Raw genomic sequence first — 17,268 nt, forward strand, 5'->3', positions numbered from 1 at the left:
AAGGCCTCCCCCAAGCTGTCGACCTCCTCACACCCGCCGCCCAATCCCCCACCGCGCCCGCCCCGCGCCCTATCGTGATCTTCGTCGGCGCGCACGCGGATCGGACGATGGGGTGGAGCAGATGGGCATGTCCCTCACGGCACATCAGCTGATCGGACTACTGGCCGACCCCGGCACCTTCGTGAGCTGGGACGAACCGGTGACCGCGGAGCCGCGCGACGCCGAGTACCGGGCGAGCCTGCTCCGGGCGCGGGAGCGGACGGGCGCGGACGAGGCCGTGCTCACCGGACTCGCCCGGATCGGCGGGGGTCAGGTCGCCCTGATCGCCTCCGAGTTCGGCTTCCTCGGCGGCTCGATCGGCGTGGCCACGGCCGAACGGATCACCCGCGCCGTCGAACGGGCCACCGCCGCGCGCCTTCCGCTGATCGCCCTGCCGGTCTCCGGCGGGACGCGGATGCAGGAGGGCTCGGCGGCGTTCCTCTGCATGCTGCGGATCACCGCCGCCGTCCAGGCCCACCGCGCCGCCGGCCTGCCGTACCTCACCTACCTGCGCAACCCCACCATGGGCGGGGTGTTCGCCTCCTGGGGCACGCTCGGGCAACTCGTCTTCGCCGAGCCGGCCGCCCGGCTCGGCTTCCTCGGCCCGCGCGTGTACGAGGAACTGCGGGGCGTCGAGCTGCCGCCCGAGGTGCAGCGCGCCGAGACCCTCGCCGAACGCGGCCTGGTGGACGCGGTGGTGGCGCCCGAGGAACTCCGCGAGGTGCTGCGCCGCTCGCTCTCCGTCCTGACCCGCCGCGCCCTGCCCTCCCCTCCGCCGCCGCCCGCGCCTCCGGCCACCGACCCCGTCGAACGCCCCGACGCCTGGGAGGCCGTCCTCCGCACCCGGCGCCCCGACCGCCCCGGCACCCGCGAACTGCTGCGCCGCACCACCGAGGAACTGGTCCTCCTCGACGCCCCCGGCGGCCGCGACGGCGCGCTCGTCCGGGCCCTCGCCGTCCTGGACGGGCAGCCCGCCGTGATCGTCGGGCAGCAGCGCCAGGCCGGCGCCCAGGAACGCCCGTTCACCGCCGCCGACCTGCGCGCCGTCCGCCGCACCGCCCGGTTCGCCGAACAGCTCGGCCTCCCGCTCGTCACCGTCGTCGACACGGCGGGCGCCGAACTCTCCGTCCAGGCGGAGCTGGACGGCGTGGCCGTGGAGATCGCGCACTGCCTCACCACCCTCCTCTCCCTCCGCACCCCCGTCCTCGCCGTCCTCCTCGGCCAGGGCTCCGGCGGCGGCGCACTCGCCCTCCTCCCCGCCGACCGGGTCCTCGCCGCCGGCAACGCCTGGCTCGCCCCGCTCCCCCCGGAGGGCGCCTCCGCCATCGTCCACCGCGACGGCACCCACGCCCCCGCCCTGGCCCGCACCCAGGGCATCGGCGCCCACGACCTCGCCGCGGTCGGCCTCGTCGACACCGTGGTCCCCGAACTCCCCGACGCCGCCGACGAACCCGCCGCCTTCTGCGCCCGCCTCGGCCACGCCATCTCCACCACCCTCGCCACCCTCACCACCACCCCCACCCCCGACCGCCTCACCACCCGCACCCACCGCCACCGCCGCCTCGGCGACACCGTCTACCACCCCTGACAACGACCGCCGGCCCCCGAGCTCCCTCCCGAAGCCCGGCACCACCCGCCCCTGCCCCTGCCCCTGCCCCTGCCCCTGCCCCTGCCCCTGCCCACCCTCACCGACCGGCTGGACGTTCCACTCCGCGACCCGCTGGATCCGCCTACTCCTTGGGTGCCATCTCAGTTCCGGTGGCCCCTTGCGAACGCAAGGGGCCACCGGAAGGAGGGATGGGAGGGGTGGGAGGTCGGCCCCGTCGACTTTTCGTGCCGTGCCGGGTGGCGGAGTTGTGGTGCCGGTCTCAGATCAACGGCGACTTGGTGTGGTGGCGGTGGCAGCCCTCGGTGACGGGGGGCGGGCGCAAACGGTGAGTGCGCTCACAGGGAATCCAAGGGAACGACGGGGCGTAGTGGTCGTCCGGTGGGCGGGGTGGATCGGAAGGACGGGGCGGCGGCAGGGGGAACAGCGCAGGTCAGCGGGCCTGTCCGGGGGCCGATTCGGTGACCTTGGAATCGACAGCGCGAAGCCCCGCTACGACCGGGCGTCGTAACGAGGGGGTCTTGGCGGGGGCCGTTCCGGTCTGGCAACAATGGCTCTCGTCGCCAGCTGTACCCGGTACCTGTCACACCGGAGAGCGGCTTCCACGAACTACTGCCGATGCGCGCCCCGCGACCGTCATGGCCCCTGTCCGGCCACGGTCCGAGCGGGGCGAGCACCGGCCCAACCTGATTGAGGTCTTGTTCTTCATGCCCACTTTCAAGCTTCGTATGCGCACCTCTGCCGCCCTTCTTGCCGGCGCCGCCGGTCTGACCGCGATCGGTGCCGGCGTGATGCCCGCCACCGCCTCCGCCGCGACCGTCTCCCCGAAGACCATCGCCGCGCAGATCGTCCCGGCGAACCAGCTCGCCTCGTTCAGCCAGATCATCGCCCACGAGTCCAGCTGGAACGTGACCGCGACCAACCCGAGCTCCGGCGCGTACGGCCTGGCCCAGGCGCTGCCGGGCTCGAAGATGGCGAGCGCCGGTGCCGACTGGCGGACCAACCCCACCACCCAGATCCGCTGGGCGCTGGACTACATGAACACCCGCTACGGCAGCCCGAACGCCGCCTGGGTCTTCTGGCAGAACCACCACTGGTACTAAGCCCGACCGAGGACCCCTCCACGGCAACGGCATCCGGACCATCTGTCCCCCCTCACCCCGGGGTCGGACAGGGATCACCGGGGTGACCCGAGGCCCGACCGCGCGTGATCCGCGCGGTCGGGCCTTCGGCCGTTTCCCGGCGGACGCACCGCCCCTCCCCCGATATACCGCCCCTCGCCGGATATATTCGGGCCGAGACGAAGTCCCCGCCGCCGTTCGGGCCCGCCCGGCCCCGTCCGAGGAGCACCCGGTGTCCAGAGCCCCGCGCCCGGCGACCGCCACCACGCGGACCGTGGCGCAGGTCAACCAGACCGTGCTGCTGGAGGTGCTGCGCCGGAACGGGTCGCTCTCCCGGCAGCGGCTGGCGGCCGAGAGCGGGCTGTCCACCGCGACCGTGCACCGGCTGGTCGAGGGGCTGCGCGCGGCCGGGCTGGTGGTCGTGGAGGCCGAGCGCGCGCCGTCCGGCGGCGGCCGGCCGCCGCAGCTGATCCGCTACAACGCCGGAGCGCAGACCGTCCTGGCGGTGGCGCTGCGGCCGCGCCGGATCGTCGGCGTGGTCGCCGACCTGCACGGCACCGTCCTGCACGAGGCCGAGCACCACTGGGCCCCCGGGCTCGGCCCGGACCGCACCCGTGAGCCGTCCGCCGAGGACCTCACCGGGCCGCTGCTGGCGCTGGCCGACGGCCTGCGCACCTGGGCCGGACGGCACGCGGGCACGGCCCGCGCGCTGGTGGTCGGGGTGCCCGGGGCGGTCCGGGACCGCACCGGGCTGGTGGAGTTCGCACCGGCGCTGGACTGGCCCGGGCTGCGGCTGCGCGCACCGCTCCAGGAACGGCTGGGCATCCCCGTGGCGGTCGAGAGCAGCGTCGACCTGGTCGCGCTGGCCGTCCAGCGGAGCGAGGCGGGCGCCGGGGTGAGCGACCTCGTCGCCGTGCTGGTCGGGATCGAGGTCGGCGCCGGGCTGGTCCTCGGCGGCCGGCTGCACCGGGGACGGCTGGGCTCGGCCGGCGCCCTCGGCCACCTGATGGCCGACCGCCGGGCGCTGGACCGTCCGGCGGGGCGCGTCGGCGACACCCAGGCGCGGATCGGCGACCACGCCGTCGACCGGCGGATCGCGGAGGCCGGGCTGGGCGTGTCCGGGACGTCGGCCGAGCGGGTCGCCGGGCTGTTCCGGCTGGCCCGGGAGGGGGCGCCGGCCGCGGTGCGCCTGGTGGACGAGCTCATCGACGACCTGGCCCTGCTGGTGGCCGGGCCGATCAGTGTGCTCGGGCCCGAACTGGTGGCTCTGGGCGGGCGGTTGTTCCGGGAGGGCGGCGGCGTGCTGCTGCCCGCGATCGAGTCCCGGCTGCAGGGCCGGGTCCCGGTGCTGCCGCGGCTGACGGTGGTGGACCCGGCCGCCGCCGAACTGGTCGGCGCCGCCGCGGCCGCCGTCCGGCTCGCCGACGGGGCCACGTTCATCACGCGCTGAGGGGGGCGGGCTCCGCGTCGGCCCGGTCGCGCCGCTCTGTCGTGCCGCTCTGCCGCGAGCGCGGGGTCCGACCATTCTCCCCGGATTCTTCTCGGTGTGAGAGAAACCGCCCGTGGCCGTTCGGCCGAGGCGGTCCGGGGGCGGCGCCTGCTGTTCACGCACCGGCCGGTCCGGACGATCCCTTTCGCCACCGCCCTACGAACGGTACGAACGGACGGCCCGCCGTGACCGCACAACGCCCCATCGTCCTGGTGGTCCTGACGGGCCAGAGACCCGCGAGTACATCTGCTACGCCTGGGGCAACCACCGCGAGCAGTTCTTCGACCTCGCCGAGGATCCGGGCGACCCGTTCGCGCGCTTCGTGTCCGCGCCCGTACCCGTACCCGTGCTGCGGCCGGCGACCGCGCCGAGCGGAGGCTGACCGGAGGTCAGTCCGACTCCGCCGCCAGACCGAGCAGTTCACGGGTGCGGCGGTACTTGGCCGCCAGGCGCTCGGCGGTCGCCGGGTCGAGGCTCGCCAGTCGGGCCGGGTCGGAGTTGTGCGCGAGGTCGGCCTGCTTGACGACGAGGGCGCCCGGCGTGGCGAGGATGCGCGCGGTGTACTCCTCCAGCGGCTCGCCGGGGCGCTTGGTGAGCGCGTCCACGATGGCCTTGGTGGTGTCGCTCAGGGCGGCCTCGGCCAACCACTCGCGGGTCAACGCGTCGTCCTCGACGGCGTCGTGCAGCCAGCCGGCCGCGATCTGCTCGACGCTGCCGCCGCGCGCCGCCACCCCGTGGGCGACCGCCGACAGGTGCTCGGTGTACGGGTGGCCGTTCTTGTCGGTCTGCCCCGCGTGCGCGCTCCGGGCGATCCGCTCGACCTCGGCCAGGCTCAGGTAGTCCACCCCGCCATCGTAGGCACCCGGTCGGCCCGACCGCGCGGGGGCCTGCCCGTCGGCACCGCCCGACCGGCTGATTGACTTTCGGCGTCCCACCCGCCCCGCGGGCCGCGCGGCTGCCCCGCCACCCGCACCGACGACCGCACCGAGGAAGCCATGTCGAGCCTGCACCCGCTGCTGTCCGGTTTCGCCCCGATCTGGGCCCTGACCGGCGTCGGTTACCTGCTCGGCCGCAGCGGGCTGCTCGGCGAGCACGCCGAGCAGGTGCTGAACCGGTTCGTCTTCCACGCGGCCATGCCCGCGGCGCTGTTCCTGATGATCTCCCGCACACCGCTGGACCGGTTCGCCAACCCCTCCATGGTGGCGTTCACGGCGAGCACGGTGGTGGCGTGCGGGCTCGGACTGTTCGTCTCGTACCGGCTGTTCGGCCGCGGGCTGCCGGAGCGGACCCTCGGCGGGATGGCGGCCGGGTACGTCAACTCGGCCAACCTGGGCATCCCGGTGGCCGTGCAGGTGCTCGGCGACGCCTCCTTCGTCGGCCCGGTGGTGCTGTTCCAGATCCTGGTGGTCACGCCGACGGTGCTGACCGTGCTGGACTCCGGCCGCGCGGGGCTGCGGGCGGCGCTCACCCTGCCGCTGCGCAACCCGATCCTGCTGGCGGTGGGCCTCGGCGCGGTGCTGTCGGCGACCGGGTGGCGGCCGCCCGCCGAGCTGAATCGTTCCTGCGAACTGCTCGGCGGCGCCGCCGTACCGACCGCCCTGGTGGCGCTCGGCCTCTCGATCTGCCACCCGCCCGCCGTCACCGGGGTCTCCCGCTACCTGGAGGTCGGATCGGCGGTCGCGATCAAGAACCTCGTCCAGCCGCTGACGGCCTGGGCGGTCGGCGCGCTGGTGCTCGACCTGCCGCCCCACCAACTGCTCACCGTGGTGCTGTTCGCGGCGCTGCCGAGCGCGCAGAACGTGTTCACCTACGCGCGCGAGTACAACCACGGCGCGGCCTTCGCCCGGGACACCGTGCTCGCCTCGACGCTCGTCTCGATGGCCACCCTGTCGCTGGTCGGCTGGGCACTCGGCCCGGTATAGCCCCGCCGCACGCTCCCTCACTCCGCCCGGGCCGCGGCCACCACCCCGGTCATCGCCACCAGGAACCGTCGCGCCACGGCGAGTTCCGCCTCCCCGAACGCGCCCATCGCGGCCATCAGATCGGCGATCAGGGCGCCGAAGAAGACCTCGCCGAGCTCGGTCGCGCGCTCCTCCACCAGCAGCCGGATCCTGCGGCGGTCATCCTCGTCACGCTCGCGCCGGATCAGCCCGAGCCGCTCCAGCCGGTCGATCAGCCCCGTCGTCCCGGCCGAGTTCAGCCCCAGCGCCTCACCGAGCCGCCCCGGGGTGACCACCGTCCCGGTCCGTGCGGCGTCCACCAGATGGATGAGCCCCCGCAGATCGGTCGGATGCATGCCGTTGCGCGCGGCGAACTCGGCCCCGAACAGGTCGAGTTCGGCGGTCAGCCCGCGCAGCAGACGGATCAGCTGCGTCGGCGTCGGCAGCTGTGTCGACGTCTGTGTCGGCATCGGTGTCGGCGTCTGTGTCGGCTCCACCTCGTGCACCCCTCCCCGGAGTCCCCTGAACACCTCCCTCGCCCCTACCCCCGGCCTCTCCCGTCAATGCGCCACCATCCCGCCCACCCGCCGGCCGATGTCAGGGTGACGGCGGCTGCCGCAGGCCCTGGAGCAGGAGGTCGACCAGCCGGCGGGGGTCGTAGCGAGGGTCACTGCCGCGTCCGATGCAGAGGTTGCCGACCCCGCGCATCAGCTCGTAGGCCTGCGTGCCGGGCCTGATCTCACCGGCCTCGGCGGCGGCGTCGAGCAGCTGCGAGCAGACCGGCACCAGGCGGTCGAGGAAGTAGGAGTGCAGCGCGTCGAAGCCGCTGTCCGACTGCAGGGCGTTGGCGAGTCCGTGCTTGGTGGCCAGGAAGTCGACGAAGAGGTCGACCCACTGACGGAGTGCCGCGAAGGGCGAGTCGGCGGCGGCCAGCAGGGTCAGGCCGGCCTCGGCGCAGGCCTCGACCTGGTGGCGGTAGACGGCGACGACGAGGTCCGCCCGGGTCGGGAAGTGCCGGTAGATCGTCCCGACGCCGACACCCGCCCTCGCCGCGATCTCGCGGATCGGCGCGTCGACGCCGGAGGTGGCGAACACCTCGGCAGCGGCACCGAGGAGCACCTGCTCGTTGCGGAGCGCGTCGGCTCGCTTGCTTCGGGTCGGCGCCTTCGCCGGCTCGTCTCCAGTGGGCACCACGTTCTCCGTCCGGGCGGTGGTTGACTAAGAGGAACGCTGTTCCGTATCGTATCTGGAACGACGTTCCGCTTCGGAAGCCTAGCCGAAGCGGGACCCTCCCGTCCGCCCGACCCACCGCCGGCCGGCACCACCCGACGCACCACAATCCGTCACGGAGGAACACAGCCATGCAGTACCGCACCTTGGGCCGCACCGGCGTGCAGGTCAGCACCCTCGCGCTCGGCGCGATGAACTTCGGCCGGATCGGCAGCACCACCCAGGGCGAGGCCACCGCCATCGTCGACGCCGCCCTCGACGCCGGGATCAACCTCATCGACACCGCCGACATGTACAGCGACGGCGAGTCGGAGGAGATGGTCGGCCGGGCCATCGCCGGCCGCCGCGACGACATCGTGCTGGCCACCAAGGCCGGCATGCCCATGAGCGAGGAGCGCAACCACCGGGGCAGCTCGCGCCGCTGGCTGGTCACCGCACTGGACGCCAGCCTGCGCCGCCTCGGCGTCGACCACGTCGACCTCTACCAGATCCACCGCTGGGACCCGCGCACCAGTGACGAGGAGACGCTCTCCGCCCTGACCGACCTGCAACGCGCCGGGAAGATCCGCCACTTCGGCTCCTCGACGTTCCCCGCCCACCGCATCGTCCAGGCCCAGTGGGCCGCCCGCGAACACCGCCTGAGCCGCTACGTCACCGAACAGCCCGGCTACTCGATCCTTCAGCGCGGGATCGAGGCCCACGTCCTGCCGGTGACCGAGGAGTACGGCCTCGGCGTGCTGGCCTGGAGCCCGCTGGCCTCGGGCTGGCTGTCCGGCGCGATCCGCGAGGGCCGGGCGATCACCACCAACCGCTCCACCTTCATGCCGCAGCGCTTCGACCCCGCCCTGCCGTCCAACCGGGCCAGGCTCGACGCGGTCGAGCAGTTGGCCAAGGTCGCCGACGATGCCGGACTGACGATGATCCAGCTCGCCCTCGCCTTCGTGACCGCGCACCCCGCGGTGACCAGCGCGCTCATCGGCCCCCGCACCCCGGAGCACCTGCACGCGCAGCTCGCCGCCGCCGACGTCGTGCTCCCTGCGGACGTACTGGACGCGATCGACGCCATCGTCGCCCCCGGCGTCGACCTCGCTCCGGACGAGAAGCACGACACTCCGCCCGCGCTGCTGGACCGGTCGCTGCGGCGCCGCTGACCCTCCCGGGGCGCCCGCTGGAAGGAGGCACCGGTGCGGACCGCGGCCCGTGAAGGGAGGGAACATGGTCGGCACGGGTCGATCGAAGCCGACGTGGAGGTGGCGATGAGAGTCGTGTTCGTGCACGGGGCGTGCGTGCGGGACGGAGCGTGGTGGTGGCACCGCACCGCCGGACTGCTGCGGGAGCGGGGAGTGCCGAGCGTCGCCCCGGCCCTGCCGAGCTGCGGCGAGACGGGCCGGCCCGGCGGTGTCGACGGGCCGGGGCTGCCGGAGGACGTGGCAGCGGTGCGGCAGGTGTTGCAGGCCGACGACGAACCGACCGTCGTGGTCGCCCACAGCTACGGCGGTGTCGTCACGGCGGAAGCGGCTGCGGGCGTCGGATCGGTGCGCCACCTGCTGCTGATCTCCAGCTACCTGCCCGAGGTCGGACAGAGCCTGTCGGAGTTCGGGGACGGCGGCCCGGCCCCGTTCCTGGACGTCGATCCCGACACCGGCACGTTCGGCGTCCGCCCCGAACTGCTCGTGGACACCTTCCTCCAGGACTGCGAGCCGGAGGTCCAGGCGCGGGCGGCGGACCACCTCGCCCGGCAGAGCGTGCACGTCACCGGACAGCCGGTCGGGGCGGCCGCCTGGCAGCAGGTGCCCTCGACGTACCTCGTCTGCGCCGAGGACCGGGGCACCCCGGCGCGGCTGCAGCGCGAGTACGCCCGCCGGGCCGGCCGCGTCGTCGAACTCGACGCCGGCCACCACCCGTTCCTGTCCCGGCCGAGCGCGGTCCGGGACCTGGTGCTGAGTCTGTGACGGAGGCTGTGATGGCGGCGGCTGCGACTGCGGGCGAACCGGGCCGGTGACCGAGCGCAGGGGGCCGGCACCCCACGACGGGGGCGTCGGCCCTCTACGACAGCCCGTTCTCCCGACGGCGTCAGTAGATCAGGTACCCCGGCCGGTGCCCCTCGTCCTCGATCTCCCCGGTCGCCTGCGCCCTCAGCTTGCGCGAGAGTTCCTCCAGCGCCCGGGAGGCCGCGACCTCCTCGCCGATCCTGGCGAGTGGACGGTCGTCCGCGCTCTTGGTCGACTCCCCGTGTGCGGTGAGGCCCGGCGCCCGGGCACCGGTCAGCCTCGCCTGGCATCCGGTGTGAACGCCGTCCTCCTCGAAGCTCAGCTCCACATCCCACTGGTTGTGCATGCCACACCTCCTGGCGCCGCGGCCCGGCCGCGCCCGCTCGGGCCGGTCCGGGCGTGCTCCCGTGCCGGCCACTCACACCAGCGTGCGCCCGTCGGCACGGCGGCGGCAAGCGGGCGCCGGACGCCGCCCCTCCGCGCACTGCGGCCGGACCGCCCCCGACACCCCGACCGGGCCACTCCGGGGGTCGGCGCCGCACCCCGGCGGTAGGCTGGCCACAGCGCGCCAATGCCGCGAACACCCCGCTCCGGAACACCGAACCGCCTGGGCGCACCAGACCGAGGCCCCGGAGCCCGGCGGTGCGGCGCCGTCGGCAACCATCGGGTGGTCCCTCCGTGGCGGTCTTCCTCCTCGCACTGAGTGCGGCCTGCTTCCTGGGCCTCGGATTCGTCCTCCAGCAGCACGCGGCGCAGCGGGCCCCGCGTGCCGACCTGCTGCACTGGCGACTGCTGCTGGACCTGCTGCGGATGCGGGAGTGGCTGCTCGGCACCGGGTTCATGGTCACCGGACTGATCCTCTCCGCCCTCGCCCTCAACCAGGGCGAGGTGTCGCTCGTCGAACCGCTCCTCGCCACCAACCTCATCTTCGCGATGGCGCTCGCGCGGATACTGACCCGCCAGACGCTCGGACGCTCCGGCTGGGCGGGGGTGCTGCTGCTCGGGCTGGGGGTGACGGTGTTCATCGTGGCCGGCCGCCCGACCGGCGGCGGCCCACCGGCGAGCGAACTGCGGCACTGGTTGGTGGTCGGGATCGTGGTCGGGCTGACGCTGCTGCTGGTCTCCACGGCCCGCCGCATGCCGCTGTTCGAGGAGGCGACCCTGCTCGCCCTGGCCGCCGGCCTGCTCTACGGACTCCAGGACGCGCTCACCCGCACCACCACCCAACGGCTCGACCACGAGGGACTGGACGCCGTGCTGCAAAGCTGGCAGCCGTACGCCGTCGTCGCGGCCGGGGTGGTCGGACTACTGCTGGTCCAGAGCGCGTTCGAGGCCGCGCCGCTGCGGATGTCCCTGCCCGCGCTGACCGCCGCGCAGCCGATCTCCGGCATCGTCTGCGCGGTCGGCTTCCTCGGCGACCGCCTCCGGGTCACCCCGTGGGCCCTGGCCTGGGAGGCGGTCGGCCTGGTGGCCATCGTGATCGGCGTCGTGGTGATCGGTCGCCACCCCGCCATGCCGGACACCGCCGGTGCCTCGACCGACGACACCCCCGACACCGGGCCGCCCGTCGACCCCGGCTGACCGACCGACCACCCCGACCACCCCGCCCGCCGACCACAGGAGCACCCATGTGCTGGAGCGCCCAGGCCGACCTCGTCGTCGGCGGTGCGGTGACGGCCGTCGGCGTGCTCTGCCTGGTGCGCGTCCAACGCTCCGGCCGGCCGGAACGCCTGCCGCTCGCCGCGCTTCCCCTCGTCCTCGGCGTGCACCAGCTGATCGAGGCCGCGGTCTGGCTCGGCGCCGACGCCGACCTGCCCGCAACCCCGGCCACCTGGGCCCGCACGGCCTGGGCGGTGATCGCCTTACCGCTGCTCCCGCTCCTGGTACCGATCGGCGTCCGCTGTGCGGCGGAGGTCGACCGGCCCCGTCGGCGGCTGCTGACCGGCTTCGTGGTCCTCGGCGTCCTCGTCGCCGTCCCCTTGGCGCACACCGTCGCCACTCACCCCGTCGGCGCCACCGCCCATGCCCACACCCTCGACTACCGCCTCGGCGCCCCACACCCCGCTCTCCTCCTGACCTGCTACCTCCTCGCCACCGTCGGCTCACTCCTCCTCAGCGGTGACCGCCACCTTCGCCGGCTCGGTCTGCTCACCGGCGTCGGTGCCCTGGTGTGCGCCCTCCTCTGGCAGCTCGCCTTCGTCTCCACCTGGTGCGCCCTGGCCGCCCTCACCTCCGTACTCCTCCTCCGCTGGACAACCTCCCCGCCTCCCGTTCCTCACCTCCGGGTCCCGCACCGGTAGTCCCCCATGGCCCACTGCCGGTCGGCCGGCGGTCAGCCGCCGACCGAGGCCGTCGGGGCCAGCACCTTCCGCTCCGGATCGCTGCTCGCGTCGGGCGCCGCCGCCGGGGTGCGGCCGCGCCTGCGGTCCATCTCCCGCCACTCGGACCGCAGGCCGGACAGGGCGGTGGTGGCGATGTACAGACCGCCGGACACGAGCAGCACCGGTATGAGCCCGACCACCGCCACCGTCGCGCCCGCGATCAGCCCGCCCAGCGGGATCCCGGCCCAGGCGAGCGAGTCGCCCAGGGCATTGACCCGGCCCAGCAGGTGGCGCGGCACCCGCTCGAACTGGATGGCACCCAGGATCGGGTTGAGGAAGCCGGCACCGAAACCGCTGACCGCGAAGACCACGGCCACCAGGCCCATCGGGGCGTCGACGGCCAGCATGAGGAAGCGCGGTGCCCCGGCGAGCAGGAAGCCGACGAAGAACACCGCCCGACGCGGCAACCGGTGGGCGACCGCCGCCGCGATCAGGCTGCCGGCCACCGCCGCCGTCCCCCAGACGCTCCCGGTCAGGCCGATCGCGGCCGGGCCGCCGCCCGTCTCCTGGGCCCAGACGGGCAGCAGTACGGTCGCGAAGGCAGCGTCGAGGAGGTTGGTCACCGCGACCGTCACGATGACGGTCATCAGCAGCGGCTCGCCCCGCAGGAAAGCGAAGCCTTCCCGGAACATCCGCCAGTAGCCGACCGGCCGGTCCGCCCCGGCATCGGCGTCAGCCTCAGCGTCGGCACCGGCACCGGCACCGGCACCGGCACCCGTGTCGGACACAGAGGCACCGGTCGGCGCGGCGGCGGACCGGCCCATCCCGCGCGGAAGCGCGACGGCGATCACCAGCGAACCGAGTGCGAAGGCGACCGCGTTGACGGTCAGACCGGCCATCGGGCCGAGCAGGGCGATCAGCCCGCCGCCGACCGCCGGACCGATCGTGGTGGCCAGTCGCTCCGTCACCCCGGACAGACCGGTGGCCCGTTCCATGGGGATCCGGCCCCGGTCGGCCGCCTCGGCGACCATGACCTCCTTGGCCAAGTCCCCCGGCCCGCGGGCGCCACCGATCACCGCGACCATGACCAGCAGCAGCCAGAACGGCAGCAGGTCCAGCGCGTGCAGCAGCGGGACCAGGCCCGCCGCGACGGCGCTCACCGCGTCCGTCGTCCAGGAGACGACCCGCGGGCCCAGCCGGTCGATCACCGGACCGGTGAACGCCTTGACCAGCACGTAGGGCGCCAGCTCGACGAACGCGACCACGCCCGTCATGGTGGCGCTGCCGGTGGTGGCGAGCACGAACCACGGCAGGGCGATCGCCGACACCCGGGTGCCGGTCAGCGAGATGGCCATCGCCGTCAGCACACCGACCAGCGGCCGGAGACTGCGCGGGCCGACGGCCGTCCCCATGGCCGCCTCCGGGGCCGGCGTCTTGGTATGCGCGCTCATGACCGCCCCTCCTGCTCGTCCTCGTCGGTGGCCTGCGGCTCGGGCAGCACGTGGACGACCACGGCCACCCGGTCCGTGCCCTCGGGGGCGGGGCCCTCCGGGTCGATCCGGCGGTAGCGGGCGATCACCGCCGACAGCTCTCCGGCCAGGGTCCGGGCCTCCTCCGGGGTGAGCTGGAGCACCATGTCGCTGAGGTCCACCGCCTGGCGCCACTCGGCCGTCATGGTCTCGTAGGCGTTCAGCGCCGTCTGCGCGGTGAGGGTGTGGGCCGCGACGATCGACCGCAGGTAGCCCAGCGCCGCCTCCGGCTCCTCCTCCGCGAGATCGGTGTCCGTCCACCACGTCACCTGGTGGACGGCCTTCCACCAGCGGTCGCGGGCATTCCCGCGCTCGGTGTCCTCGGCGACGAACCCGGACGCCGCGAGCTGACGCAGGTGGTAGCTGGTCGCGCCCGAGTTCAGCCCCAACTGCTCGGCCAGCCTGGTGGCGGTGGAGGGGCCGTTCTTGCGGAGCAGCCCGATCAGCTGCACGCGCACCGGATGAGCCAGGGCCCGCAGGCCCTTGGCGTCGATCACGACATCGGTGTGCGGGTCCGGACTGTGCGGCCACCTGCGGTCATCGGTCATGGCAGCACTCTAGAACCACAAAGAGTTCTTCGCAAAGGTTTTTTGCGAAGAACTCTTTGCAGTGGCCCCCGGTCCCGCACGACGCCGCTCAGTCCCGCGCGACGGCCAGCACCAGCACCACGGTGAGCCCACCCCCCGGCGTCTGCTCCACCCTCAGCCGACCCCCGGCCGCCCGCACCAGCGCCGACATCGACGACCCGATCCGCCCCGGCCCGCCGCCCGCGCCCCACCCGGCGCCCGACAGACCCGGTGCACCCGACGGACCCGGCTCGACGCCGTACCCCCCGCCGAGCAGCCACTCCCGCGCCTCCGGCAGCTCCGACAGCCCGCGGTCCACCACCCGGAGCTCGACCCGGGCGGGCTCCACCGTCCAGGCGTCCGGCCCAGCGAACGCCCCACCGCCGAACGCTCCCCCACCGGAGGCCCCGCCGTCGAACGCCCCGCCGAGGCCCGAGCCGCCGAAGCCCGAGCCGCCCCGGGCGCCGAACAGGCCGTCCGGCCCCGGCAGCGGATCGGCCCGCACCACCACCCGAGCCCCCGCCGGGGTACGGCGGATCGCATGGTCGACCAGCGCGGCCAGCGCCGCCTCCAGCCGTGGAGCGTCCGCGACCACCACCGGCAGCCCCACCGGCACGCGCACCGCCACCGACGACGCCCGGCCACCGCCCCGCAGCACCCGCCCGACCACCTCGGCCACCTGCACGTGGCGCGCGTCCGGCACACAGCCGCCGGCCCGGTCGATCCAGCGCAACCGCTCCAGCTCGGGCCGCGACAGCAACTGCGGTCCGGCCATGCCGCCGGACGCCGCGCGGCCCGAACCCCCGGCCGCCGCCATCGCCACCGCCGCGCCGAGCACCGCCCCGCGTCCGACCGGTTCCGGCCGGACGTTCCCACCCACGCCCTTGAGCAGCCGCGCACCCGCCAGTGCCCCGGACCGTCCGAGCGGGCCGAGCCCGCCCAGCGCCCGGGCACCCGACGCGACGTAGCCCCAGAGCTTCCCGCCTGTCATCGTCCTGCCCTCGTCCTTCGCGGAGTCTTCGCGAACCCGGTCCGCCACCCCGGGGCGGACCGCGCGCGGGCCGCTTCCCCGGCCCTGCGCCAAGCCTGCGCCCCCGCCGCCCGGGTGACAATCCGGCTCCGGAGCCACATCCGCCGCCGGCCCCCCGCCGACCAGCGGGGTCGCCCTCCGTCGCCCGACGGGAGCACCGCACCGGCGCACGCCCGTCCGCGCGCGCCCCCGGCCCTCGCCACCCACCCCGCCCCGCGCCCCGTCCACGGAGGCCCACGGAGGCCCACGGAGACCCCCGGACGCCCCCAGACGCCCGCGGACGCCCGGCCCGATCCGACCCGCGAACCTAGACTGGCCCCATGGCCCGGCTCAACGACAAGGTCAGGGAGCTGCTCCAGGAGTACGCCGACCTGATCTCGATCACCGGCGGCGACGCCTTCCGCGCCCGCGCCTACGAGAAGTCCGCCCGAGCGGTCGGCGGCCACCCCGAGGACATCGACGGCATGGACGTGAAGGCGCTCCAGCAGATCCCCGGGGTCGGCAAGTCCACCGCCGAGAAGATCGCCGAATACCTCGCCGACGGGCGGATCGAGGCGCTGGAGAAGCTCCGGGCCGACATCCCGGCCGGGGTCCGCGCGATGATGTCCGTCCCCGGGGTCGGCCCCAAGCGCGCCCTCGCGCTCTACCGCGACCTGGGCATCGCCTCCGTCGACGAACTCGCCGAGGCGATCCGCGCCGACCGGCTGAGCGAGGTCCCCGGCCTGGGTGAGCGCAGCGGCGAGAAGATCCTGCACGGCATCGAGCTGATGCGGCAGTCCGGCGGACGGACCCTGCTGGACGCCGCCTCGGCGCTGGCCGACCAGCTCGTCGACGCGCTGACGGCCGTGCCGGGGTGCACCCGCTGCGCGTACGCGGGTTCGCTGCGCCGGATGCGCGAGACGGTCGGCGACATCGACGTCCTGGCCACCGCCGAGGATTCCGCTCCCCTGATGGCCGCGCTCACCGCGCTGCCCTACACGGCCGAGGTGATCGGCACCGGACCGACCAAGACCTCGATCCGCACCACGGACGGCATCCAGGTCGACCTGCGGGTGGTCCCGGAGGAGGACTGGGGCGCGGCCCTGGTGTACTTCACCGGCTCGAAGGCGCACAACATCAAGCTCCGGACGATGGCGGTCCGGGCCGGCCTGAAGCTCTCCGAGTACGGGCTGTTCGACGCCGAGAGCGGCGAGAAGATCGTCTCGGCGGGCGAGGAGGAGGTGTACGCGGCGCTCGGCCTGCCCTGGATCGCGCCGCCGTTGCGCGAGGACCGGGGCGAGATCGAGGCGGCCCTGCGCGGCGAACTGCCGGAGCTGGTGGCCGAGGCGGACCTGCGCGGCGATCTGCACACCCACACCGACCTGACCGACGGGCTGGCCACCCTGGAGGAGATGATCGACACCGCGGCCGCCCGCGGCTACACGTACTACGCGGTCACCGACCACGCCCCCGACCTGGTGATGCAGCGGATGACCGACGAGAAGATGCTCGCCCAGCGTGAGCGGCTGCGCGAACTGGCCGGGCGCCACCGGCGGATGCGGCTGCTGCACGGCACCGAGCTGAACATCGGACCGGACGGCACCGTCGACTGGCCGGCCGAGTTCCTGTCCGGTTTCGACGTCTGCGTGGCCTCCGTCCACTCCCACTTCGGCGCGGACCGGGACGCCCAGACCCGTCGGCTGATCCGCGCCTGCGAGAACCCGCACGTGCACGTCATCGGCCACCTCACCACCCGGCGGATCGGGCGGCGCGGGCCGATCGACGTCGACCTGGACGCCGTCTTCGCCGCCGCCGCCCGGACCGGGACGGCCATCGAGATCAACAGCTCGCCGCAGCGCCTCGACCTGCGGGACGAGGACGTGCTCCGGGCCAAGCGCCACGGCGTGAAGTTCTCGATCGACAGCGACGCGCACGCCACCCCGCACCTCGCCTATCCCCGGTACGGGATCGGCACGGCCCAGCGCGCCTGGCTGACCACCGAGGACGTGATCAACGCCTGGCCGTGGCAGCGCCTCAAGCGGTTCCTCCGCAAGGACGCGCTCCGCGCCTGAGCGCCACAGGACCCAAATGTCCCGATTTGTTGGAATATTTCCCGGAAACCCCTGGTGCACCGGCCGCCGGAGGCGCATCATGGTGGTGGACCTGCGAGGTAGCAGAGGAAGTTCGACCGCAGGAGGCAGTGGCGACAGATCGAGACGGATCAGGGTCTGCCGCTGGTACCTCGGTCGACGATCGAACTAGAGGCCGGAGGACGCGACGTCCGGAGGCCACCCCCACCTCGCAGGTTCCGCATGTCCGGCCGGACCCCTCACCGGCCGGACTTGCTGTGTCGGCACCCGTTCGCCGCCCGTCCGGAAGCACCGGCGGGCCCTCGGGCCGCCCGTCCGGACGCGCTGGGGCGGGCAC

At 74.2% G+C, this 17,268-nt stretch carries 16 protein-coding genes; 9 read left to right on the plus strand and 7 right to left on the minus strand.

The window, feature by feature from the left end:
- The first annotated feature begins 127 nt into the window (after positions 1-127).
- From ACFP3U_RS14465 to ACFP3U_RS14475, 3 genes are all read left to right on the plus strand, one after another.
- Entirely contained in the window at positions 128-1,627 is a 1,500-nt protein-coding gene (locus ACFP3U_RS14465) for a carboxyl transferase domain-containing protein (protein ID WP_380225887.1), read from the plus strand.
- A gap of 725 nt (positions 1,628-2,352) precedes the next feature.
- Positions 2,353-2,748, plus strand: coding sequence for an aggregation-promoting factor C-terminal-like domain-containing protein (locus ACFP3U_RS14470; RefSeq protein ID WP_380225888.1), 396 nt, complete (start codon positions 2,353-2,355; stop codon positions 2,746-2,748).
- A gap of 250 nt (positions 2,749-2,998) precedes the next feature.
- Positions 2,999-4,216 carry an ROK family transcriptional regulator gene (locus ACFP3U_RS14475; protein WP_380225889.1) on the plus strand — a complete coding sequence of 406 codons (1,218 nt, stop codon included), beginning with the start codon at positions 2,999-3,001 and terminating at the stop codon, positions 4,214-4,216.
- Between the two features lie 428 nt (positions 4,217-4,644).
- On the opposite strand, the gene ACFP3U_RS14480 is transcribed toward ACFP3U_RS14475, so the two are convergent.
- Positions 4,645-5,100 carry an HD domain-containing protein gene (locus tag ACFP3U_RS14480; protein WP_380225890.1) on the minus strand — a complete coding sequence of 152 codons (456 nt, stop codon included), beginning with the start codon at positions 5,098-5,100 and terminating at the stop codon, positions 4,645-4,647.
- Positions 5,101-5,250: 150 nt separating this feature from the next.
- Here ACFP3U_RS14480 and ACFP3U_RS14485 point away from each other — a divergent pair, with 150 nt between their 5' ends.
- Positions 5,251-6,177, plus strand: coding sequence for an AEC family transporter (locus ACFP3U_RS14485; RefSeq protein ID WP_380225891.1), 927 nt, complete (start codon positions 5,251-5,253; stop codon positions 6,175-6,177).
- A 17-nt stretch (positions 6,178-6,194) separates the two neighbouring features.
- On the opposite strand, the gene ACFP3U_RS14490 is transcribed toward ACFP3U_RS14485, so the two are convergent.
- Both ACFP3U_RS14490 and ACFP3U_RS14495 read right to left on the minus strand, forming a co-directional pair.
- Positions 6,195-6,665, minus strand: a complete 471-nt coding sequence (locus ACFP3U_RS14490) for a MarR family transcriptional regulator (protein WP_380225892.1) — start codon at positions 6,663-6,665, stop codon at positions 6,195-6,197.
- A gap of 127 nt (positions 6,666-6,792) precedes the next feature.
- Positions 6,793-7,386: a TetR/AcrR family transcriptional regulator gene (locus ACFP3U_RS14495; protein WP_380225893.1), complete on the minus strand. Its 594-nt coding sequence runs from the start codon at positions 7,384-7,386 to the stop codon at positions 6,793-6,795.
- A 170-nt stretch (positions 7,387-7,556) separates the two neighbouring features.
- Here ACFP3U_RS14495 and ACFP3U_RS14500 point away from each other — a divergent pair, with 170 nt between their 5' ends.
- Together ACFP3U_RS14500 and ACFP3U_RS14505 are read left to right on the plus strand one after the other, a co-directional pair.
- Positions 7,557-8,576 (plus strand): aldo/keto reductase, encoded by a 1,020-nt coding sequence (locus tag ACFP3U_RS14500; RefSeq protein WP_380225894.1) that lies wholly within the window; start codon positions 7,557-7,559, stop codon positions 8,574-8,576.
- Between the two features lie 105 nt (positions 8,577-8,681).
- Positions 8,682-9,377, plus strand: coding sequence for an alpha/beta fold hydrolase (locus ACFP3U_RS14505; RefSeq protein ID WP_380225895.1), 696 nt, complete (start codon positions 8,682-8,684; stop codon positions 9,375-9,377).
- A 121-nt stretch (positions 9,378-9,498) separates the two neighbouring features.
- Here the strand turns inward: ACFP3U_RS14505 and ACFP3U_RS14510 are convergent, their stop codons facing one another.
- A complete protein-coding gene (locus ACFP3U_RS14510) occupies positions 9,499-9,762 on the minus strand; it encodes a dsRBD fold-containing protein (RefSeq protein ID WP_030303654.1) in 264 nt (87 codons plus the stop codon).
- 332 nt (positions 9,763-10,094) lie between these two features.
- On the opposite strand from ACFP3U_RS14510, the gene ACFP3U_RS14515 reads away from it, so the two are divergent.
- Both ACFP3U_RS14515 and ACFP3U_RS14520 read left to right on the plus strand, forming a co-directional pair.
- Complete coding sequence (locus ACFP3U_RS14515; RefSeq protein WP_380225896.1) at positions 10,095-10,997, plus strand: DMT family transporter; 903 nt, start codon at positions 10,095-10,097, stop codon at positions 10,995-10,997.
- 47 nt (positions 10,998-11,044) lie between these two features.
- Positions 11,045-11,716 carry a DUF6629 family protein gene (locus ACFP3U_RS14520; protein ID WP_380225897.1) on the plus strand — a complete coding sequence of 224 codons (672 nt, stop codon included), beginning with the start codon at positions 11,045-11,047 and terminating at the stop codon, positions 11,714-11,716.
- 32 nt (positions 11,717-11,748) lie between these two features.
- Here ACFP3U_RS14520 and ACFP3U_RS14525 read toward each other — a convergent pair whose 3' ends face one another.
- From ACFP3U_RS14525 to ACFP3U_RS14535, 3 genes are all read right to left on the minus strand, one after another.
- Complete coding sequence (locus ACFP3U_RS14525; RefSeq protein WP_380225898.1) at positions 11,749-13,188, minus strand: MFS transporter; 1,440 nt, start codon at positions 13,186-13,188, stop codon at positions 11,749-11,751.
- Complete coding sequence (locus ACFP3U_RS14530) at positions 13,185-13,814, minus strand: helix-turn-helix domain-containing protein (protein WP_380225899.1); 630 nt, start codon at positions 13,812-13,814, stop codon at positions 13,185-13,187. Before ACFP3U_RS14530 ends, ACFP3U_RS14525 begins: the two co-directional genes overlap by 4 nt.
- 88 nt (positions 13,815-13,902) lie before the next feature.
- The gene (locus tag ACFP3U_RS14535) at positions 13,903-14,823 is read right to left on the minus strand and encodes a histidine kinase (protein WP_380225900.1); all 921 of its coding nucleotides are present in this window, start codon (positions 14,821-14,823) and stop codon (positions 13,903-13,905) included.
- A 359-nt stretch (positions 14,824-15,182) separates the two neighbouring features.
- On the opposite strand from ACFP3U_RS14535, the gene polX reads away from it, so the two are divergent.
- Complete coding sequence (polX, locus tag ACFP3U_RS14540) at positions 15,183-16,913, plus strand: DNA polymerase/3'-5' exonuclease PolX (protein ID WP_380225901.1); 1,731 nt, start codon at positions 15,183-15,185, stop codon at positions 16,911-16,913.
- The last annotated feature ends 355 nt before the right edge of the window (positions 16,914-17,268 follow it).

Source organism: Kitasatospora misakiensis (genome assembly GCF_042656005.1).
In the GTDB taxonomy this organism is placed as follows: Bacteria; Actinomycetota; Actinomycetes; order Streptomycetales; family Streptomycetaceae; genus Kitasatospora; species Kitasatospora misakiensis.